This window comes from Bacteroides sp. 1_1_30, assembly GCF_020982715.1.
Lineage (GTDB): Bacteria > Bacteroidota > Bacteroidia > Bacteroidales > Bacteroidaceae > Bacteroides > Bacteroides xylanisolvens.
Genome location: NZ_JAJKHN010000022.1, coordinates 18,595 through 41,099, shown reverse-complemented (window position 1 = coordinate 41,099; position 22,505 = coordinate 18,595). Strand labels below are relative to the sequence as shown.

The following is a 22,505-nucleotide window of genomic DNA, read 5'->3' as shown; positions in this document are numbered from 1 at the left end:
TTTATTCTTTATCTAATTTATATTTAGAAATGTCGGTTCCAAACGACAGATTCAGACTTTCCAGCAAATCATCAAGCTCGGTAAGCGATTTCTTTCCGAAGTTTCTGAATTTCAGCAGGTCAGTTTTGTTGAATTGTACCAAGTCGCCGAGAGTTTCTACGTCAGCAGCCTTCAAGCAATTGAGGGCACGAACTGACAAGTCCATATCAACGAGTTTAGTTTTCAACAGCTGACGCATGTGCAATACTTCTTCATCAAACTCTTCATTGCCATCAGTATCATTACTTTCAAGCGTGATCTTCTCGTCAGAGAACAACATGAAGTGATAAATCAGAATTTTTGCAGCTTCTTTCAGCGCTTCTTTCGGATGTATAGAACCGTCGGTACTAATTTCAAGCACTAGCTTTTCGTAGTCAGTCTTCTGTTCTACACGGAAGTTTTCTACAGCATACTTGACATTACGTATCGGTGTATAAATAGAGTCGATTGGAATTACATTAACATCCGTACAATACTCGCGATTTTCATCAGCTGGTACATAACCACGGCCCTTGTTAATAGTAATATCAATCTGCATAGTTGACTTAGAATCTAAATGACAAATAACTAATTCCGGATTTAACACTTCAAATCCAGTCAAATACTTACCTATGTCACCTGCTTTAAATTCACTGGAATTCTCGACAGTGATGCTCACTTTTTCGCTCTCGAACTCTTCAACTACTTGCTTGAATCTCACTTGTTTCAGATTCAAGATAATGTTGGTAACATCCTCTTTTACTCCAGGTACACTAGAAAATTCATGCTCCACACCATCGATTCTGATAGTAGTGATAGCAAAACCCTCTAATGAAGAAAGAAGGATACGGCGTAATGCATTACCTACAGTAATACCAAAACCCGGTTCCAACGGACGGAATTCGAATTTACCGAATCTGGAGTCCGCCTCCAACATTAATACTTTATCAGGTTTTTGAAATGCTAATATCGCCATGAAATTAATTATTATTTAGAATACAATTCAACGATCAAATGTTCTTTAATGTTCTCAGGAATGTCTGCTCTTTCAGGTATGTGCAACATTTTACCAACCTTTGAAGCCTCGTCCCATTCCAACCAAGCATACTTGCTGTGATTGAAACCTGCAAGAGAATTAGCAATTACTTCCAAAGACTTAGATCTTTCACGAACACCAATCAATTGTCCTGGTTTTACTGCAAATGAAGGAATGTTTACTACTTCACCATCTACAGTGATGTGCTTGTGACTAACCAACTGACGAGCAGCAGCACGTGTAGGAGCAATACCCAAACGGAATACTACGTTGTCAAGACGGCCTTCCAGCAATTGAAGAAGTACCTCACCGGTAATACCTTTAGCAGTAGCTGCTTTTTCAAACAAATTGCGGAATTGTTTTTCCAAAACTCCATAGGTGTATTTAGCTTTCTGTTTTTCACGAAGTTGCACACCGTATTCAGAAGTTTTTCTTTTTCTTGAATTACCATGTTGTCCGGGAGGATAGTTCTTCTTTGACAAAACTTTGTCAGCTCCAAAGATTCCTTCACCGAATTTACGGGCGATTCTCGATTTTGGTCCAGTATATCTAGCCATTTCTTTTAAATATTTAATTGTTTATTCATGAACTCAATTTGTTGCAGCCGCGATTACAGAGAGAAATTAATGTAATCCAAAAACAAAATCAAGATCATTGTGTAAGTTAAAGGTAAATTAAACTCTACGTCTTTTCGGAGGACGACAACCATTATGTGGAAGCGGAGTCACGTCAATGATTTCAGTAACTTCGATACCAGCACCGTGGATAGTTCTAATAGCAGACTCACGTCCGTTACCTGGACCCTTCACATATGCTTTTACCTTTCTCAGGCCAAGATCGAATGCAATCTTTGCGCAATCCTGGGCAGCCATCTGAGCTGCATAAGGAGTATTCTTTTTAGAACCTCTAAATCCCATTTTACCAGCAGATGACCAAGAGATAATCTGCCCTTCACTATTTGCAAGAGAAACAATAATATTGTTGAAAGATGAATGAACATGCAACTGTCCATTAGCGTCTACTTTCACATTTCTCTTTTTAGCTGCAACTGTTTTTTTTGCCATATCAACAATTATTATTTAGTAGCTTTTTTCTTATTAGCAACGGTTTTCTTTCTACCCTTACGAGTACGTGCATTGTTCTTAGTGCTCTGACCTCTAACAGGCAGACCAATACGGTGACGTACACCACGATAGCAACCAATATCCATTAATCGCTTAATGTTCAATTGGATTTCAGAACGAAGATCACCTTCTACTTTATACTCTGCACCGATAATCTCACGAATCTTAGCAGCTTGATCATCTGTCCAGTCTTTAACCTTCAGATCTTTATCTACACCAGCTTTATCTAAAATTTTTGCTGAACTACTGCGACCTATTCCATATACATAGGTCAACGCAATTTCACCTCTTTTGTTCTGAGGTAAATCTACACCAACTATTCTTATAGCCATATACTAAATTATTTTTTTTGCAAAAATAACAAATTATCCTTGACGTTGTTTATACTTAGGATTTTTCTTGTTAATAACATACAAACGGCCATTACGTCTAACGATCTTACATTCTGGCGTGCGTTTCTTTAATGATGCTCTTACTTTCATATCTTATTTTATTTATATCTAAACACAATTCTTCCTTTCGATAAGTCGTAAGGAGACATTTCGACTCTCACTTTATCTCCCGGCAGGATCTTGATGTAATGCATCCTCATCTTGCCTGAAATATGTGCGGTAATCTCATGTCCGTTTTCTAATTCAACACGAAACATTGCATTTGACAATGCTTCAACTATAACTCCATCTTGTTCTATTGCAGATTGCTTTGCCATATTATATTGCTTTATCTCCTAAAACTTCTTCTATGAATTTGAATGAAGACAAAATATCAGCTTCACCAGCTCCAACAGCTATCGTATGCTCAAAATGTGCAGCACATTTACGATCTCTGGTCCTCACAGTCCATCCGTCACTTTCCATTATCACTTGTCGGTCTCCCAATGTTATCATCGGCTCTATCGCTATGCAAAGGCCTCTTTTCATCAATGGTCCATATCCTCTTTTACCATAGTTAGGAACCTGAGGATCTTCGTGCATCTCTTTACCGATGCCATGGCCAACAAACTCACGCACTACACCATAAGAATGAGACTCACAATATTGCTGAATAGCATATCCGATATCACCAATTCTTTTACCTTGCACTGCGTTCTGGATGCCAATATATAACGCTTCTTTAGTTACCTTCAACAAGTTACGAATCTCTTCGTCTACCTCTCCTACACAAAAAGTATAAGCAGAATCACCACAGAAACCATTCATGTAAGTTCCGCAATCCACTGATACGATATCACCATCTTTCAGTACGATATCCCCTGGGATTCCATGTACCACCTGTTCGTTGACAGAAGTACAAAGAGATGCGGGAAATGGTTCTCCATATTGATTCGGAAATCCTTTGAAAGTTGGAGTTGCCCCATGATCTCTAATGAACTCTTCAGCAACTTTATCCAACTCACGTGTAGTTACACCAGGCTTCACCAGTTTGGCAACCTCTGCAAGAGTTTTACCAACAAGCAGGTTACTCTGACGGAGCAATTCTATTTCATCTTCTGTTTTAAGAAATATCATTTCTAATCTAAAGAATTAATATGCCGCTACACCAGCGCGTCCTTTAATACGACCAGATTTCAACAGACCATCATAGTGTCTCATCAACAAATGACTTTCAACCTGTTGCAGGGTATCAAGAACAACACCTACAAGAATTAACAAAGATGTACCGCCGAAGAATTGAGCGAATCCTGCTTGCACTCCGAATACACCGGCAAAAGCAGGCATAATAGCAACTAAAGCCAAGAAGAAAGAACCCGGCAAAGTGATACGAGACATTATATCATCAATATACTCTGCTGTTTTCTTTCCCGGTTTAATACCAGGGATGAAACCATTATTTCTCTTCATATCCTCAGCCATCTGAGTCGGATTAATTGTAATTGCAGTATAGAAATACGTAAATAATATAATCATTACCGCAAAGACAAAATTATACCAGAAACTTGTATGATCTGTAAACGCATGCAAGAAACCGCCTGCATCATTTACATTTGAAAAACCGATAAATGTAATTGGAATAAACATGATTGCCTGAGCAAAGATGATAGGCATAACACCGGCAGCATTCACCTTTAAAGGGATATACTGTCTAGCACCACCATATTGCTTGTTACCAACGATTCTTTTTGCATACTGTACAGGAATCTTTCTTGTACCTTGCACCAAAAGAATAGCAGCGCCAATCACTAATAATAAGAATACGATTTCAATTATAAACATAATCAGACCACCGCTCTTATTTGCTACTCTGGACACAACTTCTTGCAACAAAGCATCAGGGAAACGAGCGATAATACCAATCAAGATGATAAATGAAATACCGTTACCAATACCTTTATCAGTAATTCTTTCACCAAGCCACAAAATAAACATACTACCTGCTGCCAAAATAATGGTAGAGGTAACCATAAACAGAGTCCAATCTAATGAAGCATTTAAGGAAGGGCCAGCCTGCATTTTAAGATTGAGCAAATAAGAAGGGGCCTGAACTAACAATATAGCAATCGTCAAGTAACGAGTATATTGATTCATTTTTCTTCTGCCGCTCTCACCTTCGCGTTGCAACTTCTGGAAATACGGTACAGCGATTCCCAATAACTGGATTACGATAGATGCAGAGATATAAGGCATGATTCCTAATGCAAAAATAGAGGCATTAGAAAATGCTCCTCCAGAGAACATATTTAACAAGGCTAAAAGGCCTTCACTTGTTTGTTCGTGCAATTTCGCCAGCATCGCCGGATTGATACCCGGTAATACGACATACGATCCGAAACGGTAAATTGCCACGAACAATATGGTGATGAGGATCCGCTGTCTCAGATCCTCAATCTTCCATATATTCTTTAATGTTTCAATAGCTTTTCTCATTGAATCAGAGTTTTACTACAGTTCCACCAGCAGCTTCGATAGCAGCAGTTGCAGTCTTAGAGAATGCATGAGCTTCTACTTCCAGCTTGTTAGTCAGAGTTCCGTTACCCAATACTTTTACCAACTGATTTGAAGAAATAAATCCTGCTTCGATAAAGTCGTTTACACCAACTTTTGTCAAGCTCTTAGCTTCAGCAAGTTTCTGGATAGTATCCAGATTGATAGCTTTATATTCAACACGATTGATATTCTTGAAACCAAATTTAGGAACTCGACGTTGAAGAGGCATCTGACCACCTTCAAAACCGATTTTCTTAGAGTATCCAGATCTTGATTTAGCTCCTTTATGACCTCTTGTAGAAGTACCACCTAAGCCAGAACCAGCACCACGTCCAATTCTTTTTCTTGTCTTAGTAGATCCCTCAGCAGGTTTTAAATTACTTAAGTTCATATTGTAATTTCGTTTTATTATTCAACAAATAATTACTTAACAATGGCAACCAAGTGTTTTACTTTATCTACCATTCCAAGAATTGAAGGAGTGCTTTCGTGTTCAACCACACGGTTCAGTTTACGAAGTCCCAGTGCGTCAAGAGTTCTTTTCTGATCAGCTGGAGCACCAATTCTACTTTTAACTTGTTTAATCTTTATAGTTGACATATCTCCTCCTTATCCTCTAAATACTTTTTCAACACTAATACCTCTGTTCTGAGCAACCATTCTTGCATCACGCATTTCACTCAAAGCTTCAATTGTAGCTTTAACAAGGTTATGCGGATTCGAAGAACCTTTAGATTTAGCCAAAACGTCAGTAACACCAACACTTTCCAATACAGCACGCATAGCACCACCAGCTACAACACCGGTTCCGTGAGATGCAGGTTTGATGAATACTTCAGCACCACCAAATCTAGCTGATTGTTCATGAGGAACAGTACCTTTTAAAATAGGTACTTTCACCAGGTTCTTTTTAGCTGACTCAACACCTTTAGCGATAGCAGCTGTTACTTCACCTGCTTTACCAAGTCCCCAACCAATGATACCTTCTTCGTTACCTACAACAACGATTGCAGAGAAACTAAAAGTTCTACCACCTTTGGTAACTTTAGTAACACGATTAATAGCAACTAATCTATCTTTCAGTTCTATATCGTTAGTAATCTTAACTCTATTATTAACTCCTGCCATAATGATTAAAATTTAAGTCCACCGTTACGAGCAGCATCAGCTACTTCTTTTACTCTCCCATGATACAAGTAACCATTACGGTCGAAAACAACAGTAGTTATACCTGCTTCCTGAGCCTTTTTAGCAATCATTTCACCAACTTTAGCAGCTTGTTCTTTTTTAGCGACTTTCTCAGTCAAACCTAAAGAAGAAGCAGCAGCCAGTGTCTTACCAGAAAGATCATCGATAATCTGGACATAAATTTGCTTGTTACTTCTAAATACACTCATACGCGGACATTCAGTAGTACCTGAAATTTTGTTGCGTACTCTATATTTGATCTTAACTCGTCTTTCTATTTTTGTTGTCATAATAATCTAATTTTATATGAATTACTTAGCGCCGGCTGATTTACCAGACTTTCTACGAATTACTTCGCCAACAAACTTAATACCTTTACCCTTGTATGGTTCAGGCTTACGGAAAGAACGTATTTTAGAGCAAACTTGACCAAGCAATTGTTTGTCACACGATTCCAATATAATAAGAGGATTCTTATTTCTTTCAGACTTCGTTTCAACTTTTACCTCAGCAGGTAATTGAATGAAAATATTGTGTGTATAACCTAAAGCCAGCTCAATGATGTTACCTTGGTTTGAAGCACGATAACCTACACCTACAAGTTCCAGTTCTTTCTTGTAACCTTCAGATACGCCCACAACCATGTTGTGAACCAATGAACGATACAAACCGTGGAAAGCATGTTTCTGCTTCGGGTTATCAAGCATTTCTTTATCGTTTTCTGTTAAAGTTACGTGTCCGTCTTCAATAGTAACATTGATAGCAGGATTCACATATTGGCTCATTTCGCCTTTGGGTCCCTTTACGGTAACCACATTATCCTTCAGAGTGATTGTCACTCCAGCAGGGATACTAATGGGTAATTTTCCTATTCTTGACATTCTAATTCCTCCTAATTAATATACATAACACAAGACTTCACCACCGATTTTCAGTTCTGCAGCCTCTTTGTTAGTCATTACACCTTTGGAAGTAGATATTATAGCAATACCCAGCCCATTAATAACACGCGGCATATCTTTGTAACCAGTATACTTACGCATACCCGGAGAAGATATTCTTTCTAACTTTTTGATTGCGTTAACTTTGTTAACAGAATCATACTTCAAGGCAACCTTAATAGTTCCTTGAGGACCATCTTCTACAAACTTATAATTAAGGATGTAGCCTTTTTCAAAAAGAATCTTAGTGATTTCTTTTTTCAAATTCGAAGCGGGAACTTCAACAACTCTGTGCTTTGCACCAATCGCGTTCCGCAACCTCGTTAAATAATCTGCTATTGGATCAGTCATATAAAAATAAATTAAATTAATCAGGACTACCCTGACAATATTTAAACAATAATTACCAGCTTGCTTTTTTTACGCCTGGGATCAGTCCGTTAGATGCCATCTCACGGAATTGAATTCTCGAAATTCCGAACTGACGAATATAACCTTTAGGACGACCAGTCAGTTTGCAACGGTTGTGCATACGAATTGGATTAGAATTCTTTGGCAACTCTTGCAACTTCTGTGCAGCTTCGAAAGCATCAGCAGGATCACCTGTTCTTACGATTTGCTTCAAAGCAGCTCTTTTCTCGGCGTATTTGGCTACTAATTTAGCACGCTTTACTTCACGTGCTTTCATTGATTCCTTTGCCATATCTATTAGTCTTTTTTAGCGTTTTTAAAAGGTAAACCGAATTCCTTCAGCAAAGCATAACCTTCTTCATCTGTTTCCGCAGAGGTTACAAAGGTAATATTCATTCCGAGAATTCTTGTAATACTATCGATATTTATTTCAGGGAAAATGATTTGTTCCTGAATACCAAGGGTATAGTTACCTTTACCATCAAACTTACTTTCGATACCTTTGAAGTCACGAATACGAGGAAGAGCTACACGAACCAATTTTTCAAGGAATTCGTACATTCTTTCACGACGTAAAGTTACCATAACACCAATCGGCATTTTTTTACGCAACTTAAAGTTTGCGATATCTTTACGAGAAATGGTAGCTACAGCTTTTTGACCTGTAATAGCTGTCATTTCATTGATTGCTACTTCGATAATCTTCTTATCAGCAACAGCCATACCTAATCCCTGATTGATTACAATCTTCTTAAGTACGGGTATCTGCATTGTAGAAGAATACTGGAACTGTGATTTCAATGCAGGTGCTATACGCTCTGCATATTCTTTCTTAAGACTAGCAGTATTACTCATTACTTAATCTCCTCTCCTGATTTTTTAGAATAACGCACTAAAGTTCCTTCCGAACTCTTTTTTCTCCCAATACGCGTTGCTTTACCAGTTTTTGGATCAACCGGGTTCAAGTTTGAAATGTGGATAGAAGCTTCTTGCTTCACAATACCACCTTGTGGATTCTTTGCATTCGGCTTTGTGCTTTTAGATACCATATTGATACCTTCAACAAATGCACGTCCTTCTTTAACAAGAACCTTCAATACACGACCAGTTTTGCCCTTATCTTCACCAGCATTTACGTAAACTGTGTCGCCTTTTTTAATATGTAATTTACTCATTACTTAAATCTTTTACAAATTAAAGTACCTCAGGCGCAAGTGACACAACTTTCATGTTTGTAGCACGAAGTTCTCTTGCTACAGGACCGAAAATACGACTACCTCTAATTTCACCTGCATTATTCAACAACACGCAAGCATTATCATCAAAACGTATATAAGAACCATCAGGACGACGGATTTCTTTCTTTGTACGTACAATCAAAGCCTTTGATACTGCACCTTTTTTAACATCACTAGAAGGGATAACGCTCTTCACTGAAACTACAATGACATCCCCCACTGAAGCATAACGACGACCTGTACCACCCAAAACGCGGATACACAACGCCTCTTTCGCTCCACTGTTATCACATACTGTAAGTCTGGATTCTACTTGTATCATAATTACTTAGCTCTTTCAATTATTTCTACTAATCTCCATCTTTTAGTCTTGCTCAAAGGACGAGTTTCCATGATGCTTACAGTATCACCGATATTGCATTCATTCTTTTCATCGTGAGCATGGTACTTCTTCGTTTTGCTAACGAACTTACCATATATAGGGTGTTTTTCCTTAAATTTGGCAGCAACTGTGATGGTCTTGTCCATCTTATTGCTCAACACAACCCCTGTTCTTTCTTTTCTTAAATTTCTTGCTTCCATCAAGCTGATCATTTATTGTTAAGTTCTCTTTCGCGCAATTCTGTTTTCATACGCGCAATAGTCCTGCGTAATTGTTTGATTTGAGCAGGATTTTCCAAAGGAGAAATAGAATGATTAATAACCATTTGGTTATAATTAGCTGTTTCCGCCTCTACTCTTTCTACTAAATCATTAGTAGTCATTTCTTTAATTTCTGCAATTTTCATAACACTTACGCATTTTGATTTTGAATATCATAATCACGTCTTACGACAAACTTCGTTGTAATAGGAAGCTTTTGAGCAGCTAAGCGCAATGCTTCTTTCGCGATTTCGTAAGATACTCCTTCAGCTTCAATAATGATTCTACCTGGAGTTACAGGAGCCACAAATCCCTCTGGAGCACCTTTACCTTTACCCATACGTACATCGGCAGGTTTTCTAGTGATCGGTTTATCCGGGAATATACGGATCCAGATCTGTCCTTGACGTTGCATATATCTTGTTACTGCAATACGAGCAGCTTCGATCTGACGGCCTGTAATCCACTTAGTCTCCAAAGCCTTTATGCCAAAAGAACCAAAGGCCAGCTGGTTGCCTCTCTGGGCATTACCTTTCTGACGGCCTTTTTGTTGTCTTCTGAATTTTGTCTTTTTCGGTTGTAACATAGTTTCCTAAAATTCAAATTCGTTTAGCGATTATTTTTCTTTCTTTTGAAGTTCTTTCCGCCGTTGTTTCCACTATTGTTTCCACGACCACTTTCTTTGCTTTGTGTAAAGTTCGGAGCCAATTCTTTCTTACCAAACACTTCACCTCTACAAATCCAAACTTTGATACCAAGAAGACCTACTTTAGTCAATGCTTCTGCATGACAGTAGTCGATATCAGCTCTGAAAGTGTGCAACGGAGTTCTTCCTTCTTTATACATTTCAGAACGAGCCATTTCAGCTCCATTCAAACGTCCTGAAATCTGAATTTTGATACCTTCAGCACCCATACGCATTGTGTTTGCGATAGCCATCTTGATGGCACGGCGATAGGCAATTTTACCTTCAACCTGGCGAGCGATGTTGTTAGCAACAATCACAGCATCCAGTTCCGGTCTCTTCACTTCAAAGATATTGATTTGAATATCTTTGTCGGTAACCTTCTTCAACTCCTCTTTTAACTTATCAACTTCTTGGCCACCTTTACCGATAATAATACCCGGGCGAGCAGTGCAAACAGTAATAGTAACGAGCTTCAGCGTACGTTCAATTACGATTCTTGATACACTTGCTTTTGCAAGTCTTGCATTAAGATATTTACGGATTTTGCTATCTTCCAGCAAAGAATCACCGTAATCATTTCCACCATACCAGTTAGAATCCCATCCTCTGATAATTCCTAAACGGTTGCTTATTGGATTAACTTTTTGTCCCATCTACCTTAATTTTGATCTTCGTTATTACTTTTAGCACCAACGAACAATGTTACGTGATTTGAACGTTTGCGAATTCTATAACCTCTACCCTGTGGTGCCGGTCTCATCCTTTTGAGTGTAGCTCCACCATCAACAAAAATCTGTGTTACGAACAACTCACCGCTTTCTGCTTTACGTTCGTTTTTCTGTTCCCAGTTAGCAATTGCAGAGCGAAGCAATTTTTCCACTCTTGCAGCAGCTTCTTTTGAAGAAAATTTCAAAACACCAAGTGCTCTGTTCACTTCCATACCACGGATCATGTCTGCAACCAGACGCATCTTACGTGGAGAAGTAGGAACATTTTGCAATTTTGCAAAATACATGGTCTTAAGGGCTTCTTTTCTTTTTTCAGCCGATATTTTTTTTCTTGCTCCCATTATTATTTATTACTTTATTATTTCAAATAAATCCTGTTATCTTTTCTTGTTACCAGCGTGTCCTCTGAATGTACGAGTTGGAGCAAATTCGCCCAACTTGTGTCCTACCATATTCTCGGTAACATAAACAGGAATAAATTTATTTCCATTGTGAACTGCAACTGTATGGCCTACAAAATCAGGCGAAATCATTGAAGCTCTGGCCCAAGTCTTTACTACGACTTTCTTACCTGATTCATTCATGGCAAGAATTCTCTTTTCAAGCTTAACGTTAATATATGGACCTTTTTTTAATGAACGACTCATAGTTTACTCAATTAATCAGATTACTTTTTTCTTCTCTCAATAATGTACTTAGACGATTGTTTCTTAGGAGCTCTAGTCTTAAGTCCCTTAGCATACAATCCCTTACGTGATCTTGGGTGACCTCCGGAAGCACGTCCTTCACCACCACCCATCGGGTGATCAACCGGGTTCATTACAACACCACGGTTACGAGGACGACGTCCTTGCCAACGAGAACGTCCTGCTTTACCTGAACTTTCCAATCCATGATCAGAGTTACCTACACTACCGATAGTAGCTTTACAAGTGCTAAGAATCTGTCTAACCTCACCTGAAGGCAACTTAATTACACAATACTTACCCTCACGAGAAGTCAACTGAGCAAAGTTACCAGCTGAACGAACCAGAGCAGCACCCTGTCCCGGACGTAATTCGATATTGTGAATCACAGTACCCACCGGAATGTTTTGAAGAGGAAGAGCATTACCAATCTCTGGCGCTGCTGTTTCACCTGACATCAGAGTCGCACCAACTTGCAATCCATTGGGAGCAATAATATATCTTTTTTCTCCATCAGCATAAAATAACAGAGCGATACGAGCCGAACGATTCGGGTCGTATTCGATTGTTTTAACTACTGCTGGAACACCGTCCTTATTTCTCTTGAAATCAACAATTCTAATCACCTTTCTATGACCGCCACCAATGTAGCGCATAGTCATCTTACCTTCGCTGTTACGACCACCAGATGATTTCTTACCATATACAAGAGACTTTTCTGGTACTGATGCAGTAATTTCTTCGAAAGTACCAATAATTTTATGTCTTTGCCCCGGTGTTGTGGGCTTAAATTTACGTACTGCCATTTTTATTAAATATTGCTATAAAAATCAATAGTATCTCCTTCTTTCAATGTCACGATTGCTTTTTTGAAAGCATTCGTACGACCATTGATGATACCTGCTTTGGTATAACGGCTCTTATTCTTGCCAGCATACTTCACAGTATTCACATCAACTACAGTAACATTATAAAGAGCTTCAATTTCCTTCTTAATTTCCAGTTTGTTAGCTTCAGGACGTACAACAAAGCCGAAACGATTCAGCTTATCTGTGATTGCAGTCATTTTCTCTGTTACCAACGGTTTAATAATAATTCCCATTATTTAAGCCTCCTTTTTAAATTAAGATATTGTCAATAGCCTTCAGAGAGTTTTCTGTAAGCACAATAACCCCAGCATTCAATACTCTGTAAGTATTTAATCCTGAGATAGTCTGTACATTAGCACCCTCGATGTTACGAGCTGACAAATATACGTTTTTATTTGCTTCCGGTAAAATTACAAGTAGCTTTTTATCGGAAACTTTAAGATTTTTTGTCATTGCAACGAAATCTTTTGTCTTAGGAGCTTCAAATGTGAAATCCTCAACGACAATGATTGCATCGTTTTGAGCTTTATAAGACAAAGCTGACTTACGAGCCAATGTCTTAACTTTTTTATTCAATTTGAAGAAGTAGTCTCTTGGTTTCGGACCGAAAACACGAGCACCACCTACAAGAACAGGCGAGTTCATATCACCACGACGTGCTCCACCGCCACCTTTCTGACGACCGATCTTACGAGTTGAACCACTGATTTCACTTCTTTCTTTTGACTTATGAGTACCCTGACGCTGATTAGCCATAAATTGTTTTACGTCCAAATAAATAGCGTGGTCGTTGGGCTCAATTCCGAAGATAGATTCGTTTAACGTAACCTTTCTCCCAGTGTCTTCACCTTTAATGTTATATACGTTAACTTCCATTATTTCTCAATTAATACGATTGAACCTTTGCAACCCGGGATAGAACCTTTAACCAAAAGAAGGTTATGATCCGCGATTACTTTTAATACCTGCAAGTTTTGTACAGTGACTCTGTCACCACCAAGTTGTCCACCCATGCGCATTCCTTTGAATACTTTTGCTGGGTAAGAACAAGCACCGATAGAACCCGGTTTACGAGCGCGATTATGCTGACCGTGAGTAGCTTGACCCACACCACCAAAACCATGTCTTTTTACTACACCCTGAAAACCCTTACCCTTAGAAGTACCAACAACGTCAACAAAGCTAGCGTCGTTAAACATTTCTACAGTAATGGTATCACCCAAATTCAACTCTGTTTCAAATTCTTTGAACTCAGCCAAGTGTCTCTTCGGTGTTACTCCTGCTCTTTTAAAATGTCCCATCAACGGTTTAGTTGTATGTTTTTCCTTTTTGTCCTGGAAACCCAACTGAACAGCTGCATAGCCATCTTTTTCTACAGTTTTAACTTGAGTAACAACACAAGGACCTGCTTCGATAACAGTGCATGGTACATTTTTACCATCGGCACTGAAAACGGATGTCATTCCGATTTTTTTTCCTAATAATCCTGGCATTTCACTAATTTTTAATTATCAAACTTTAATTTCTACTTCCACACCACTTGGCAATTCCAACTTCATCAAAGCATCTACTGTCTTAGCTGTTGAGCTATAGATGTCGATTAATCTCTTATAAGAAGAGAGTTCAAATTGCTCACGAGACTTTTTGTTTACGAAAGTCGAACGGTTCACAGTAAAGATACGTTTGTGCGTAGGCAGAGGTATTGGACCGCTAACGATAGCACCTGTAGCTTTTACAGTTCTTACAATTTTCTCAGCTGACTTGTCAACCAAGTTGTGGTCGTAAGATTTCAATTTAATTCTAATTTTCTGACTCATTATTTTTTTTAATTAATACATTTATAATAAGATAAAGCGGCAGGCTAAGAGTCATTCGCTAGCCTGCTGCTTTAGATATTTTAGAGTAAATCAGCGCGTCCTTTTACTTCTTCCAATACAGCCTTAGCAATAGAAGAAGAAAGCTGAGCGTGATGAGAGTAGGTCATTGACGAGGTTGCACGACCAGAAGTAATAGTACGTAAAGCTGTTACGTAACCAAACATTTCCGCCAGTGGAACCATCGCTTTCACGATACGAGCGCCAGAGCGGCTAGATTCCATACCTTCAACCTGTCCACGACGTTTGTTCAAGTCACCGATAACATCACCCATGTTTTCTTCCGGAGTTACAACTTCCAGTTTCATGATAGGTTCCATCAAAACAGGACCTGCCTTAGCACATGCATTTTTATAAGCCTGCATTGCACAGATTTCAAATGACAACTGATCAGAGTCAACCGGGTGGAATGAACCATCAACCAAAGTCACTTTCAATGAATCCAATGGGTAGCCTGCCAAAACACCACTCTTCATAGCATTTGTAAAGCCTTTCTGAACTGCTGGGATAAATTCCTTAGGAATATTACCACCCTTCACTTCATCAACAAACTGCAAACCACCTAAAGTGAAATCCGCATCAGCCGGACCAATGTTCACAATGATATCAGCAAACTTACCACGTCCACCAGACTGCTTCTTGTACACTTCACGCAAGTTAACTGTCTTCGTGATAGCTTCCTTATAGTTAACCTGAGGCTTACCTTGATTACATTCTACCTTGAATTCACGTTTCAAACGGTCAATGATAATATCCAAGTGAAGCTCACCCATACCAGAAATAACTGTCTGACCTGTCTGTTCGTCTGTTTTCACAGTAAATGTCGGGTCTTCTTCAGCCAATTTAGCCAAACCGTTAGACAGTTTATCCATATCTTTCTGAGTCTTAGGTTCTACAGCGATACCAATAACCGGTTCCGGAAAGTCCATAGACTCAAGTACTATCGGAGCTGTTTCATCACACAAAGTATCCCCAGTACGAATATCTTTAAAGCCTACACCTGCACCAATATCACCAGCACCGATTACTTCAACCGGGTTCTGTTTGTTGGAGTGCATCTGGAACAGACGAGAAACGCGTTCTTTCTTACCAGAACGAGAGTTGTAGATATAAGAACCTGCTTCAATTTTACCAGAATAAACACGGAAGAAAGTCAAACGACCTACATATGGGTCAGTTGCGATCTTAAACGCCAAAGCAGATGTTTTTTCATCATCACTTGGTTTACGATCCTCTTCAGCTCCCGTATTAGGATTTGTACCTATTACGTTCTCTGTATCAAGTGGAGAAGGCAAGAAAGCACAAACATAATCAAGCAATGTCTGAACACCTTTGTTCTTAAAAGAAGATCCGCAAAGCATAGGAACTACAGCCATCTGAACTGTTGCATTACGAAGAGCTCTCAATACTTCTTCTTCAGTAATAGTAGAAGGATCATCGAAATATTTCTCCATCAAAGCATCATCAAATTCTGCTACTTTTTCAAGCATCTTATCTCTCCACTCGTTAGCTTCATCGATAAGTTTTGCAGGGATTTCCTCAATACTGTAGTCAGCCCCCATTGTTTCATCATGCCAATAGATAGCTTTCATTTTGATAAGGTCAACAAGACCTTTGAAAGATTCTTCAGCACCGATAGGAACAACAATCGGACACGGATTAGCTCCAAGAACATCCTTCATCTGACGAACTACTTCAAAGAAGTCAGCACCAGAACGGTCCATCTTATTAACATAAGCAATACGAGGAACGTTATATTTATCAGCCTGACGCCATACTGTTTCAGATTGAGGCTCAACACCACCAACAGCACAGTAAGCAGCTACAGCCCCATCAAGGATACGCAATGAACGTTCTACCTCTGCGGTAAAGTCAACGTGTCCCGGAGTGTCAATCAAGTTAATTTTATAAGTATCACCAGCATATTTCCACCTTGTTGTTGTAGCAGCGGATGTAATAGTGATACCACGTTCTTGCTCCTGTTCCATCCAGTCCATAGTAGCAGCACCATCATGAACTTCACCAATTTTGTGAGTCAATCCAGTGTAGAACAGGATACGTTCAGAAGTAGTTGTTTTTCCGGCATCAATGTGAGCCATGATACCGATATTACGAGTTAAATGTAAATCATGTTTAGCCATCTTCTAATTCCTTTACTTTAAGTTTATATTAGGTTTCTTACAGTATTAGAATCTAAAATGAGCAAATGCACGGTTAGCTTCTGCCATTCTGTGCATATCTTCTTTACGTTTGTATGCACCGCCTTGTTCATTGAAGGCATCCATAATTTCAGCAGCCAACTTGTCAGCCATTGATTTACCACCTCTTTTGCGAGCAAACAGAATCAAATTCTTCATAGAGATTGATTCTTTACGATCCGGACGGATTTCAGTAGGAACTTGGAAAGTAGCACCACCTACACGGCGAGACTTTACTTCCACTTGCGGAGTTACATTATCCAAAGCCTTTTTCCAGATTTCGAGAGCTGATTTTTCTTCGTTAGGAAGTTTTGCTTTCACTGTTTCCAAAGCGGCATAAAAGATTTCATAAGATGTATTTTTCTTTCCATCATACATCAAGTGGTTCACGAACTTGGAAACCTTTTGGTCATTAAACACAGGATCCGGAAGAATCAGGCGTTTTTTTGGTTTTGCTTTTCTCATTTGTTTGAAAAATAATGTTTTTGTTCTTGGTTGTCTACTTCTTGACTTCTTCAACTCTCCCTCCGGAGAATTTACTCAACCTTTAGCATTTCCAACAAACTAAAACGTAAGTTATTACTTTAATTTTAATTAGGTCTTAATCCTTATTTTTTCTTACCCTTAGCAGGAGCAGCAGCTTGTCCTGGTTTCGGACGCTTAGCACCATATTTAGAACGTCTTTGAGTACGACCAGCAACACCTGCTGTATCAAGTGTACCACGTACAATGTGATAACGCACACCCGGAAGGTCTTTTACACGACCACCACGTACCAAAACGATTGAGTGTTCCTGCAAGTTGTGTCCTTCTCCCGGAATGTATGAGTTCACCTCTTTTTGGTTAGTCAAACGTACACGAGCTACTTTACGCATTGCAGAGTTCGGCTTCTTCGGAGTAGTAGTGTATACTCTCACGCAAACGCCACGTCTTTGAGGACATGAATCCAAGGCTGGAGATTTACTTTTCTCCACCAGCACTTCGCGTCCTTTTCTTACTAATTGCTGAATTGTAGGCATTTTAATTGTTTTTTGATTTATATTATTGTTATATTAATTTCGTAACTATACATTTTGGGCTGCAAAAATACGAATAATATTTGAATATTCAATGCGCTACAACTTTTTTTTCTTTTTTAATGTTTTTATATCATCCTCACGCTTCGCCTTTTACACCCGTCAAAGGAGAAATAGGGGGGTCATCCGAAGTACGAATCGGACCGAATACGCGCTCATACTTTGCTATATTATCTTCTAATGCCCGCAGCAGACGTTTTGCGTGCTCCGGAGCCACAATAATACGAGATTGCACACCAGCCTTCGGTATGCCCGGCATTACGCGCACGAAGTCAAGGATGAATTCAGAACTCGAATGAGTAATAATAGCAAGATTTGCATAAGTTCCCTGTGCAACCTCTTCTCTCAATTCAATCTGTAATTGTCCGTTGTTATTTTGTTCTTCCATATTTAATATGATTAAAAAGTTATCCTGCAAAATAACACATTTTTCCTGAAACTAATGGTAATACACGCAAGTAAAAAAGAAATAAAAAAAGGAGCAATTGCCCAATCAGGCAACTGCTCCTTTTCATATAGTCAATTGAATTGTATTTATTCTACTTCATTGTAGTCAAGTACTGTTTTCTTGTTAGCCAAGATACGGTCATACTCTTCTTTTGATCCAACGATGAGCTTTTCGAACTCGCGCTGTCCGGTACCGGCAGGAATCAAGTGACCACAGATCACATTTTCCTTCATACCTTCAAGCTTATCGATCTTACCGTTGATAGCAGCTTCATTCAAGACTTTCGTTGTTTCCTGGAAGGAAGCAGCCGACATAAAGCTTGATGTTTGCAAAGCAGCACGCGTGATACCTTGAAGAATCTGAGTAGAGGTAGCAGCAACAGCGTCACGAACCTCAACCGGTTTCAAGTCACGACGTTTCAACATACTATTCTCATCACGCAACTTGCGGGCAGTTACAATCTGTCCAGCTTGCATATTTTGAGAATCACCAGCATCTACTACGACTTTCTTACCCCAGATACGATCATTTTCTTCCATGAATTCCAGTTTGTCTACGACTTGCTGTTCGAGGAAGCGAGTATCTCCCGGTTCATCAATTTGTACTTTACGCATCATCTGACGAACGATAATCTCAAAGTGCTTATCATTGATCTTCACACCCTGCAAGCGGTATACATCCTGAACTTCATTCACGATATATTCCTGTACAGCTGTAGGACCCTTGATTGCCAAGATATCTGCCGGAGTAGTAGCACCGTCAGACAACGGAGTACCAGCACGTACATAGTCATTTTCCTGTACCAGAATCTGCTTAGACAGTGCAACCAGATACTTCTTAACCTCACCCGTCTTGGAAGTTACGATGATTTCACGGTTACCACGTTTGATCTTACCCATTGTCACCTCACCGTCGATTTCAGAAACGACAGCCGGATTTGACGGGTTACGAGCTTCAAACAATTCAGTAACACGAGGAAGACCACCCGTGATATCACCCGCCTTACCTACGGCACGCGGAATCTTCACGATTACTTCACCGGCTTTTACCTTCTGACCATTCTCGATGATAACGTGACCACCTACCGGTAAGTTATAAGTACGGATCAAATCACCGTCCTCTGTTAAGATATGAGCGGTAGGAACTTTGGTTTTATCCTTGGATTCAATAATAATAATTTCACGAAGACCTGTTGCTTCATCCGATTCAACCTTATAAGTAACGTTTTCAATCACGCCCTCAAATTCGATCTTACCGGTTGCTTCTGTGATAATAACAGCATTGAACGGGTCCCACTTAGCAATCAGTTTGCCTTTTTCTACCAAGTCGCCGTCGCTTACATACAGTGTTGAACCATAAGGTACGTTATGAGTAGAAAGAACGATACCGGTATTCACATCCACAAAACGCACTTCGGCCAAACGACCTACTACCACTTTTGCAGATTCACCCATCTCGTCAACGATATCTACTGTACGCAACTCTTCAAATTCAAGACGTGCATTATTTTTAGCAACGATACTGGCGTTAGCTGCAATATTTGCAGCAGTACCACCGGCGTGGAATGTACGCAATGTCAACTGTGTACCCGGCTCACCAATAGACTGAGCAGCGATTACACCAACAGCTTCACCCTTCTGAACCATGCGGCTCGTTGCCAGGTTACGTCCGTAACATTTAGCACAAACACCCTTCTTAGCTTCACAAGTCAATACCGAACGGATTTCAACACTCTCGATCGGAGACTCCTGAATCTTCTTGGCTACTTCTTCTGTGATTTCTTCACCACCGGCAACAAGCAATTCACCTGTGGTAGGATGAATAATATCATGTACGGAAACACGGCCTAAGATACGTTCGTACAGAGTAGCAATAACCTCATCGTTATTCTTAAGGTCCGTACAAACCAATCCGCGGAGTGTACCGCAGTCTTCTTCTGTAATAATCACATCGTGTGATACGTCCACCAGACGACGAGTCAAATAACCAGCATCGGCAGTCTTCAAAGCGGTATCCGCCAAACCTTTACGAGCACCGTGGGTAGAGATAAAGTACTCCAACACCGAAAGTCCTTCTTTAAAGTTCGACAAAATCGGGTTCTCGATGATCTGACCACCTTCAGCACCTGCTTTCTGCGGTTTTGCCATCAAACCACGCATACCTGACAACTGACGAATCTGCTCTTTAGAACCACGGGCACCAGAGTCAAGCATCATATATACAGAGTTGAAACCCTGATCGTCCGAAGAAATAGTCTTCATCAGGATATTAGACAACTCGGAGTTCACATGTGTCCAAATATCAATTACCTGATTGTAACGTTCGTTATTGGTAATGAAACCCATGTTATAGTTGTTTACGACTTGTTCAACTTCGTCGTAACCTTTCTGTACCAAAGTTTCTTTTTCCTTCGGAATGATAATATCACCCAAGTTGAATGACAAACCACCCTTGAACGCCATCTGATAACCTAAATTCTTGATTCCATCCAGGAAGTCGGCAGCCTTAGCCACACCACATACCTTAATTACATCACTAATAATATCACGAAGAGATTTCTTAGAGATAATTGTATTGATATAACCAGCTTCAGGTGGAACGATTTCATTCACAATCACACGTCCTACTGAAGTTTCGCGCATTACGTCTACAATGTTACCATTTTCATCAACGTCTTTCACGATAACCTTCACCGGAGCATGAATATCTACCTTACCTTCATTGTAAGCGATCAACGCTTCTTCCGGTCCGTAGAATGTCAAACCTTCACCTTTTGCACCGGCACGCAACTTAGTAATATAGTACAAACCAAGAACCATATCCTGTGCAGGTACAGTAATAGGCGCACCGTTTGCCGGATTCAAGATATTATGTGATTGAAGCATCAACATTTGTGCTTCAAGAATTGCTTCATTACTCAAAGGCAAGTGAACAGCCATCTGGTCACCGTCAAAGTCGGCGTTGAATGCCGTACATGCCAACGGGTGCAACTGAATAGCTTTACCTTCGATCATTTTAGGCTGGAAAGCCTGAATACCCAAACGGTGCAAGGTCGGAGCACGGTTCAACAGTACCGGGTGTCCCTTCATTACATGTTCCAAGATATCCCAAATCACCGGCTCTTTGCGGTCTACGATTTTCTTTGCAGACTTAACAGTCTTAACGATACCACGTTCGATGAGCTTGCGAATAATAAACGGCTTGTATAATTCGGCAGCCATCAATTTAGGAATACCGCATTCACCCATCTTTAATTCCGGACCAACAACGATTACGGAACGAGCAGAGTAGTCAACACGTTTACCCAGCAAGTTCTGACGGAAGCGTCCCTGTTTACCTTTCAAACTGTCAGACAATGACTTCAACGGACGGTTGGCGTCTGTCTTCACAGCACTTGACTTACGTGAGTTATCAAACAAAGAATCGACAGATTCCTGAAGCATACGTTTTTCATTACGCAAGATTACTTCCGGAGCCTTGATTTCAATCAGTCGTTTCAAACGGTTGTTACGGATAATCACACGACGATAAAGGTCGTTCAAGTCAGATGTAGCAAAACGGCCACCATCCAGCGGAACCAACGGACGAAGTTCGGGCGGAATAACCGGTACGATACGTACGATCATCCATTCCGGTTTGTTACGTCCACGTGATGCGCGGAACGATTCTACTACCTGAAGACGTTTCAAAGCTTCATTCTTACGTTGCTGAGACGCATCGTTTCCGGCGCGGTGACGCAGTTCGTAAGACAAAGCATCCAGATCCAAACGAGCCAGCAAATCATAAATAGCTTCGGCTCCCATCTTTGCAACAAATTTATTCGGATCATTATCTTCAAGATACTGATTGTCTTTCGGAAGCGTATCCAGAATATCCAGATATTCTTCTTCAGAAAGCAAATCATATTCAGCTACGCCATCTTCAGCTTTCACACCCGGCTGAATAACAACATAACGTTCGTAGTATATAATCGAATCCAGTTTCTTTGTCGGCAATCCGAGCAAATAACCGATTTTATTAGGAAGCGAACGGAAATACCAGATGTGAGCCACCGGCACAACCAGCTGGATATGTCCCATACGTTCACGGCGCACTTTCTTTTCAGTAACTTCCACCCCACAACGGTCGCAGACGATACCTTTATAACGGATACGCTTGTATTTACCGCAATGACATTCATAATCCTTGATAGGACCAAAAATGCGCTCGCAGAACAAACCGTCACGTTCGGGTTTGTACGTACGGTAATTAATGGTTTCAGGCTTCAAAACTTCACCACTCGAATTCTCAAGGATTTCTTCCGGAGAAGCCAGACCAATTGAGATCTTCGAGAAATTACTTTTCGTCTTATTTTCTTTTCTAAAAGCCATACTCTATATAATTGAGATTTGATAATTGAATCATTGGAAATTGAAA

General features: G+C 39.9%; 34 protein-coding genes. All 34 read right to left on the bottom strand.

Annotated elements, in window-relative coordinates; all coding sequences use genetic code 11:
- Position 1: 1 nt before the first annotated feature.
- Positions 2-994, bottom strand: a complete 993-nt coding sequence (locus LPH68_RS08475) for a DNA-directed RNA polymerase subunit alpha (RefSeq protein ID WP_004296325.1) — start codon at positions 992-994, stop codon at positions 2-4.
- Between the two features lie 11 nt (positions 995-1,005).
- Entirely contained in the window at positions 1,006-1,611 is a 606-nt protein-coding gene (rpsD, locus tag LPH68_RS08470) for a 30S ribosomal protein S4 (RefSeq protein ID WP_004296326.1), read from the bottom strand.
- Between the two features lie 117 nt (positions 1,612-1,728).
- Complete coding sequence (gene rpsK / locus LPH68_RS08465) at positions 1,729-2,118, bottom strand: 30S ribosomal protein S11 (protein WP_004296327.1); 390 nt, start codon at positions 2,116-2,118, stop codon at positions 1,729-1,731.
- Between the two features lie 11 nt (positions 2,119-2,129).
- Positions 2,130-2,510, bottom strand: coding sequence for a 30S ribosomal protein S13 (gene rpsM, locus LPH68_RS08460; protein ID WP_004296328.1), 381 nt, complete (start codon positions 2,508-2,510; stop codon positions 2,130-2,132).
- 33 nt (positions 2,511-2,543) lie between these two features.
- A complete protein-coding gene (ykgO, locus tag LPH68_RS08455; protein WP_002558051.1) occupies positions 2,544-2,660 on the bottom strand; it encodes a type B 50S ribosomal protein L36 in 117 nt (38 codons plus the stop codon).
- Positions 2,661-2,668: 8 nt separating this feature from the next.
- Complete coding sequence (infA, locus tag LPH68_RS08450; RefSeq protein ID WP_002558052.1) at positions 2,669-2,887, bottom strand: translation initiation factor IF-1; 219 nt, start codon at positions 2,885-2,887, stop codon at positions 2,669-2,671.
- 1 nt (position 2,888) lies between these two features.
- Entirely contained in the window at positions 2,889-3,686 is a 798-nt protein-coding gene (gene map, locus LPH68_RS08445; protein WP_008023041.1) for a type I methionyl aminopeptidase, read from the bottom strand.
- Positions 3,687-3,701: 15 nt separating this feature from the next.
- On the bottom strand, positions 3,702-5,042 hold the full coding sequence (gene secY / locus LPH68_RS08440; protein WP_004310881.1) for a preprotein translocase subunit SecY: 1,341 nt from the start codon (positions 5,040-5,042) through the stop codon (positions 3,702-3,704).
- A 4-nt stretch (positions 5,043-5,046) separates the two neighbouring features.
- Positions 5,047-5,493 (bottom strand): 50S ribosomal protein L15, encoded by a 447-nt coding sequence (gene rplO / locus LPH68_RS08435; RefSeq protein WP_004310882.1) that lies wholly within the window; start codon positions 5,491-5,493, stop codon positions 5,047-5,049.
- Positions 5,494-5,525: 32 nt separating this feature from the next.
- Positions 5,526-5,702, bottom strand: coding sequence for a 50S ribosomal protein L30 (rpmD, locus tag LPH68_RS08430; RefSeq protein ID WP_004296332.1), 177 nt, complete (start codon positions 5,700-5,702; stop codon positions 5,526-5,528).
- A gap of 9 nt (positions 5,703-5,711) precedes the next feature.
- The gene (gene rpsE, locus LPH68_RS08425; protein WP_004296333.1) at positions 5,712-6,230 is read right to left on the bottom strand and encodes a 30S ribosomal protein S5; all 519 of its coding nucleotides are present in this window, start codon (positions 6,228-6,230) and stop codon (positions 5,712-5,714) included.
- 5 nt (positions 6,231-6,235) lie between these two features.
- Positions 6,236-6,580, bottom strand: a complete 345-nt coding sequence (gene rplR, locus LPH68_RS08420) for a 50S ribosomal protein L18 (protein ID WP_004310883.1) — start codon at positions 6,578-6,580, stop codon at positions 6,236-6,238.
- 21 nt (positions 6,581-6,601) lie between these two features.
- Positions 6,602-7,171 (bottom strand): 50S ribosomal protein L6, encoded by a 570-nt coding sequence (rplF, locus tag LPH68_RS08415; protein ID WP_004310884.1) that lies wholly within the window; start codon positions 7,169-7,171, stop codon positions 6,602-6,604.
- Positions 7,172-7,186: 15 nt separating this feature from the next.
- Positions 7,187-7,582 (bottom strand): 30S ribosomal protein S8, encoded by a 396-nt coding sequence (gene rpsH, locus LPH68_RS08410; RefSeq protein ID WP_004296336.1) that lies wholly within the window; start codon positions 7,580-7,582, stop codon positions 7,187-7,189.
- 52 nt (positions 7,583-7,634) lie between these two features.
- Complete coding sequence (gene rpsN, locus LPH68_RS08405; RefSeq protein ID WP_004310885.1) at positions 7,635-7,934, bottom strand: 30S ribosomal protein S14; 300 nt, start codon at positions 7,932-7,934, stop codon at positions 7,635-7,637.
- 5 nt (positions 7,935-7,939) lie between these two features.
- Complete coding sequence (gene rplE / locus LPH68_RS08400) at positions 7,940-8,497, bottom strand: 50S ribosomal protein L5 (protein WP_004310886.1); 558 nt, start codon at positions 8,495-8,497, stop codon at positions 7,940-7,942.
- Positions 8,497-8,817, bottom strand: a complete 321-nt coding sequence (rplX, locus tag LPH68_RS08395; protein ID WP_004296339.1) for a 50S ribosomal protein L24 — start codon at positions 8,815-8,817, stop codon at positions 8,497-8,499. The genes rplE and rplX overlap by 1 nt, the downstream gene beginning before the upstream one ends.
- Before the next feature lie 19 nt (positions 8,818-8,836).
- The gene (rplN, locus tag LPH68_RS08390; RefSeq protein ID WP_004296340.1) at positions 8,837-9,202 is read right to left on the bottom strand and encodes a 50S ribosomal protein L14; all 366 of its coding nucleotides are present in this window, start codon (positions 9,200-9,202) and stop codon (positions 8,837-8,839) included.
- A 2-nt stretch (positions 9,203-9,204) separates the two neighbouring features.
- Positions 9,205-9,474, bottom strand: a complete 270-nt coding sequence (gene rpsQ / locus LPH68_RS08385) for a 30S ribosomal protein S17 (protein ID WP_004296341.1) — start codon at positions 9,472-9,474, stop codon at positions 9,205-9,207.
- Positions 9,471-9,668, bottom strand: a complete 198-nt coding sequence (gene rpmC, locus LPH68_RS08380) for a 50S ribosomal protein L29 (RefSeq protein WP_004296342.1) — start codon at positions 9,666-9,668, stop codon at positions 9,471-9,473. The genes rpsQ and rpmC overlap by 4 nt, the downstream gene beginning before the upstream one ends.
- 5 nt (positions 9,669-9,673) lie before the next feature.
- Positions 9,674-10,108, bottom strand: coding sequence for a 50S ribosomal protein L16 (rplP, locus tag LPH68_RS08375; RefSeq protein ID WP_004291234.1), 435 nt, complete (start codon positions 10,106-10,108; stop codon positions 9,674-9,676).
- A 23-nt stretch (positions 10,109-10,131) separates the two neighbouring features.
- Entirely contained in the window at positions 10,132-10,863 is a 732-nt protein-coding gene (gene rpsC, locus LPH68_RS08370) for a 30S ribosomal protein S3 (RefSeq protein WP_004296343.1), read from the bottom strand.
- A gap of 5 nt (positions 10,864-10,868) precedes the next feature.
- Positions 10,869-11,279 (bottom strand): 50S ribosomal protein L22, encoded by a 411-nt coding sequence (rplV, locus tag LPH68_RS08365; RefSeq protein WP_004296344.1) that lies wholly within the window; start codon positions 11,277-11,279, stop codon positions 10,869-10,871.
- Between the two features lie 36 nt (positions 11,280-11,315).
- Complete coding sequence (gene rpsS / locus LPH68_RS08360; RefSeq protein ID WP_004296345.1) at positions 11,316-11,585, bottom strand: 30S ribosomal protein S19; 270 nt, start codon at positions 11,583-11,585, stop codon at positions 11,316-11,318.
- A 20-nt stretch (positions 11,586-11,605) separates the two neighbouring features.
- Positions 11,606-12,430: a 50S ribosomal protein L2 gene (gene rplB, locus LPH68_RS08355; protein WP_004296346.1), complete on the bottom strand. Its 825-nt coding sequence runs from the start codon at positions 12,428-12,430 to the stop codon at positions 11,606-11,608.
- Between the two features lie 5 nt (positions 12,431-12,435).
- Positions 12,436-12,726 (bottom strand): 50S ribosomal protein L23, encoded by a 291-nt coding sequence (rplW, locus tag LPH68_RS08350; protein WP_004296347.1) that lies wholly within the window; start codon positions 12,724-12,726, stop codon positions 12,436-12,438.
- Positions 12,727-12,742: 16 nt separating this feature from the next.
- Positions 12,743-13,369: a 50S ribosomal protein L4 gene (gene rplD / locus LPH68_RS08345; protein ID WP_118219116.1), complete on the bottom strand. Its 627-nt coding sequence runs from the start codon at positions 13,367-13,369 to the stop codon at positions 12,743-12,745.
- Positions 13,369-13,986 carry a 50S ribosomal protein L3 gene (rplC, locus tag LPH68_RS08340; RefSeq protein ID WP_004313455.1) on the bottom strand — a complete coding sequence of 206 codons (618 nt, stop codon included), beginning with the start codon at positions 13,984-13,986 and terminating at the stop codon, positions 13,369-13,371. Before rplC ends, rplD begins: the two co-directional genes overlap by 1 nt.
- An 18-nt stretch (positions 13,987-14,004) precedes the next feature.
- Positions 14,005-14,310, bottom strand: coding sequence for a 30S ribosomal protein S10 (gene rpsJ, locus LPH68_RS08335; protein WP_002558075.1), 306 nt, complete (start codon positions 14,308-14,310; stop codon positions 14,005-14,007).
- 80 nt (positions 14,311-14,390) lie between these two features.
- A complete protein-coding gene (gene fusA, locus LPH68_RS08330; RefSeq protein ID WP_149940310.1) occupies positions 14,391-16,508 on the bottom strand; it encodes an elongation factor G in 2,118 nt (705 codons plus the stop codon).
- Between the two features lie 45 nt (positions 16,509-16,553).
- Positions 16,554-17,030, bottom strand: coding sequence for a 30S ribosomal protein S7 (gene rpsG / locus LPH68_RS08325; protein ID WP_004296352.1), 477 nt, complete (start codon positions 17,028-17,030; stop codon positions 16,554-16,556).
- A 143-nt stretch (positions 17,031-17,173) separates the two neighbouring features.
- Positions 17,174-17,584, bottom strand: a complete 411-nt coding sequence (gene rpsL, locus LPH68_RS08320) for a 30S ribosomal protein S12 (protein ID WP_002558078.1) — start codon at positions 17,582-17,584, stop codon at positions 17,174-17,176.
- A 136-nt stretch (positions 17,585-17,720) separates the two neighbouring features.
- Entirely contained in the window at positions 17,721-18,029 is a 309-nt protein-coding gene (locus LPH68_RS08315; protein WP_118219114.1) for a DUF3467 domain-containing protein, read from the bottom strand.
- A 146-nt stretch (positions 18,030-18,175) separates the two neighbouring features.
- Positions 18,176-22,459, bottom strand: a complete 4,284-nt coding sequence (rpoC, locus tag LPH68_RS08310; RefSeq protein ID WP_004310891.1) for a DNA-directed RNA polymerase subunit beta' — start codon at positions 22,457-22,459, stop codon at positions 18,176-18,178.
- Between the last annotated feature and the right edge of the window lie 46 nt (positions 22,460-22,505).

Excerpts from the sequence above, each read along its gene's own strand:
- rpsL (WP_002558078.1), bottom strand. The coding sequence starts at position 17,584 with ATGCCTACAATTCAGCAATTAGTAAGAAAAGGACGCGAAGTGCTGGTG.
- rpsG (WP_004296352.1), bottom strand. The coding sequence starts at position 17,030 with ATGAGAAAAGCAAAACCAAAAAAACGCCTGATTCTTCCGGATCCTGTG.
- map (WP_008023041.1), bottom strand. The coding sequence starts at position 3,686 with ATGATATTTCTTAAAACAGAAGATGAAATAGAATTGCTCCGTCAGAGT.
- LPH68_RS08475 (WP_004296325.1), bottom strand. The coding sequence starts at position 994 with ATGGCGATATTAGCATTTCAAAAACCTGATAAAGTATTAATGTTGGAG.
- rpsD (WP_004296326.1), bottom strand. The coding sequence starts at position 1,611 with ATGGCTAGATATACTGGACCAAAATCGAGAATCGCCCGTAAATTCGGT.
- rpsH (WP_004296336.1), bottom strand. The coding sequence starts at position 7,582 with ATGACTGATCCAATAGCAGATTATTTAACGAGGTTGCGGAACGCGATT.
- rplB (WP_004296346.1), bottom strand. The coding sequence starts at position 12,430 with ATGGCAGTACGTAAATTTAAGCCCACAACACCGGGGCAAAGACATAAA.
- rpsN (WP_004310885.1), bottom strand. The coding sequence starts at position 7,934 with ATGGCAAAGGAATCAATGAAAGCACGTGAAGTAAAGCGTGCTAAATTA.
- rplP (WP_004291234.1), bottom strand. The coding sequence starts at position 10,108 with ATGTTACAACCGAAAAAGACAAAATTCAGAAGACAACAAAAAGGCCGT.
- rplR (WP_004310883.1), bottom strand. The coding sequence starts at position 6,580 with ATGACAACAAAAATAGAAAGACGAGTTAAGATCAAATATAGAGTACGC.
- rplE (WP_004310886.1), bottom strand. The coding sequence starts at position 8,497 with ATGAGTAATACTGCTAGTCTTAAGAAAGAATATGCAGAGCGTATAGCA.
- infA (WP_002558052.1), bottom strand. The coding sequence starts at position 2,887 with ATGGCAAAGCAATCTGCAATAGAACAAGATGGAGTTATAGTTGAAGCA.
- rpsJ (WP_002558075.1), bottom strand. The coding sequence starts at position 14,310 with ATGAGTCAGAAAATTAGAATTAAATTGAAATCTTACGACCACAACTTG.
- rplF (WP_004310884.1), bottom strand. The coding sequence starts at position 7,171 with ATGTCAAGAATAGGAAAATTACCCATTAGTATCCCTGCTGGAGTGACA.
- rpsE (WP_004296333.1), bottom strand. The coding sequence starts at position 6,230 with ATGGCAGGAGTTAATAATAGAGTTAAGATTACTAACGATATAGAACTG.
- rplO (WP_004310882.1), bottom strand. The coding sequence starts at position 5,493 with ATGAACTTAAGTAATTTAAAACCTGCTGAGGGATCTACTAAGACAAGA.
- rplW (WP_004296347.1), bottom strand. The coding sequence starts at position 12,726 with ATGGGAATTATTATTAAACCGTTGGTAACAGAGAAAATGACTGCAATC.
- rpmD (WP_004296332.1), bottom strand. The coding sequence starts at position 5,702 with ATGTCAACTATAAAGATTAAACAAGTTAAAAGTAGAATTGGTGCTCCA.
- rpsM (WP_004296328.1), bottom strand. The coding sequence starts at position 2,510 with ATGGCTATAAGAATAGTTGGTGTAGATTTACCTCAGAACAAAAGAGGT.
- rpsK (WP_004296327.1), bottom strand. The coding sequence starts at position 2,118 with ATGGCAAAAAAAACAGTTGCAGCTAAAAAGAGAAATGTGAAAGTAGAC.
- secY (WP_004310881.1), bottom strand. The coding sequence starts at position 5,042 with ATGAGAAAAGCTATTGAAACATTAAAGAATATATGGAAGATTGAGGAT.
- rpsS (WP_004296345.1), bottom strand. The coding sequence starts at position 11,585 with ATGAGTCGTTCATTAAAAAAAGGTCCATATATTAACGTTAAGCTTGAA.
- LPH68_RS08315 (WP_118219114.1), bottom strand. The coding sequence starts at position 18,029 with ATGGAAGAACAAAATAACAACGGACAATTACAGATTGAATTGAGAGAA.
- rpoC (WP_004310891.1), bottom strand. The coding sequence starts at position 22,459 with ATGGCTTTTAGAAAAGAAAATAAGACGAAAAGTAATTTCTCGAAGATC.
- rplV (WP_004296344.1), bottom strand. The coding sequence starts at position 11,279 with ATGGGAGCAAGAAAAAAAATATCGGCTGAAAAAAGAAAAGAAGCCCTT.
- rpsQ (WP_004296341.1), bottom strand. The coding sequence starts at position 9,474 with ATGATCAGCTTGATGGAAGCAAGAAATTTAAGAAAAGAAAGAACAGGG.
- fusA (WP_149940310.1), bottom strand. The coding sequence starts at position 16,508 with ATGGCTAAACATGATTTACATTTAACTCGTAATATCGGTATCATGGCT.
- ykgO (WP_002558051.1), bottom strand. The coding sequence starts at position 2,660 with ATGAAAGTAAGAGCATCATTAAAGAAACGCACGCCAGAATGTAAGATC.
- rpmC (WP_004296342.1), bottom strand. The coding sequence starts at position 9,668 with ATGAAAATTGCAGAAATTAAAGAAATGACTACTAATGATTTAGTAGAA.
- rplC (WP_004313455.1), bottom strand. The coding sequence starts at position 13,986 with ATGCCAGGATTATTAGGAAAAAAAATCGGAATGACATCCGTTTTCAGT.
- rplN (WP_004296340.1), bottom strand. The coding sequence starts at position 9,202 with ATGATACAAGTAGAATCCAGACTTACAGTATGTGATAACAGTGGAGCG.
- rplX (WP_004296339.1), bottom strand. The coding sequence starts at position 8,817 with ATGAGTAAATTACATATTAAAAAAGGCGACACAGTTTACGTAAATGCT.
- rplD (WP_118219116.1), bottom strand. The coding sequence starts at position 13,369 with ATGGAAGTTAACGTATATAACATTAAAGGTGAAGACACTGGGAGAAAG.
- rpsC (WP_004296343.1), bottom strand. The coding sequence starts at position 10,863 with ATGGGACAAAAAGTTAATCCAATAAGCAACCGTTTAGGAATTATCAGA.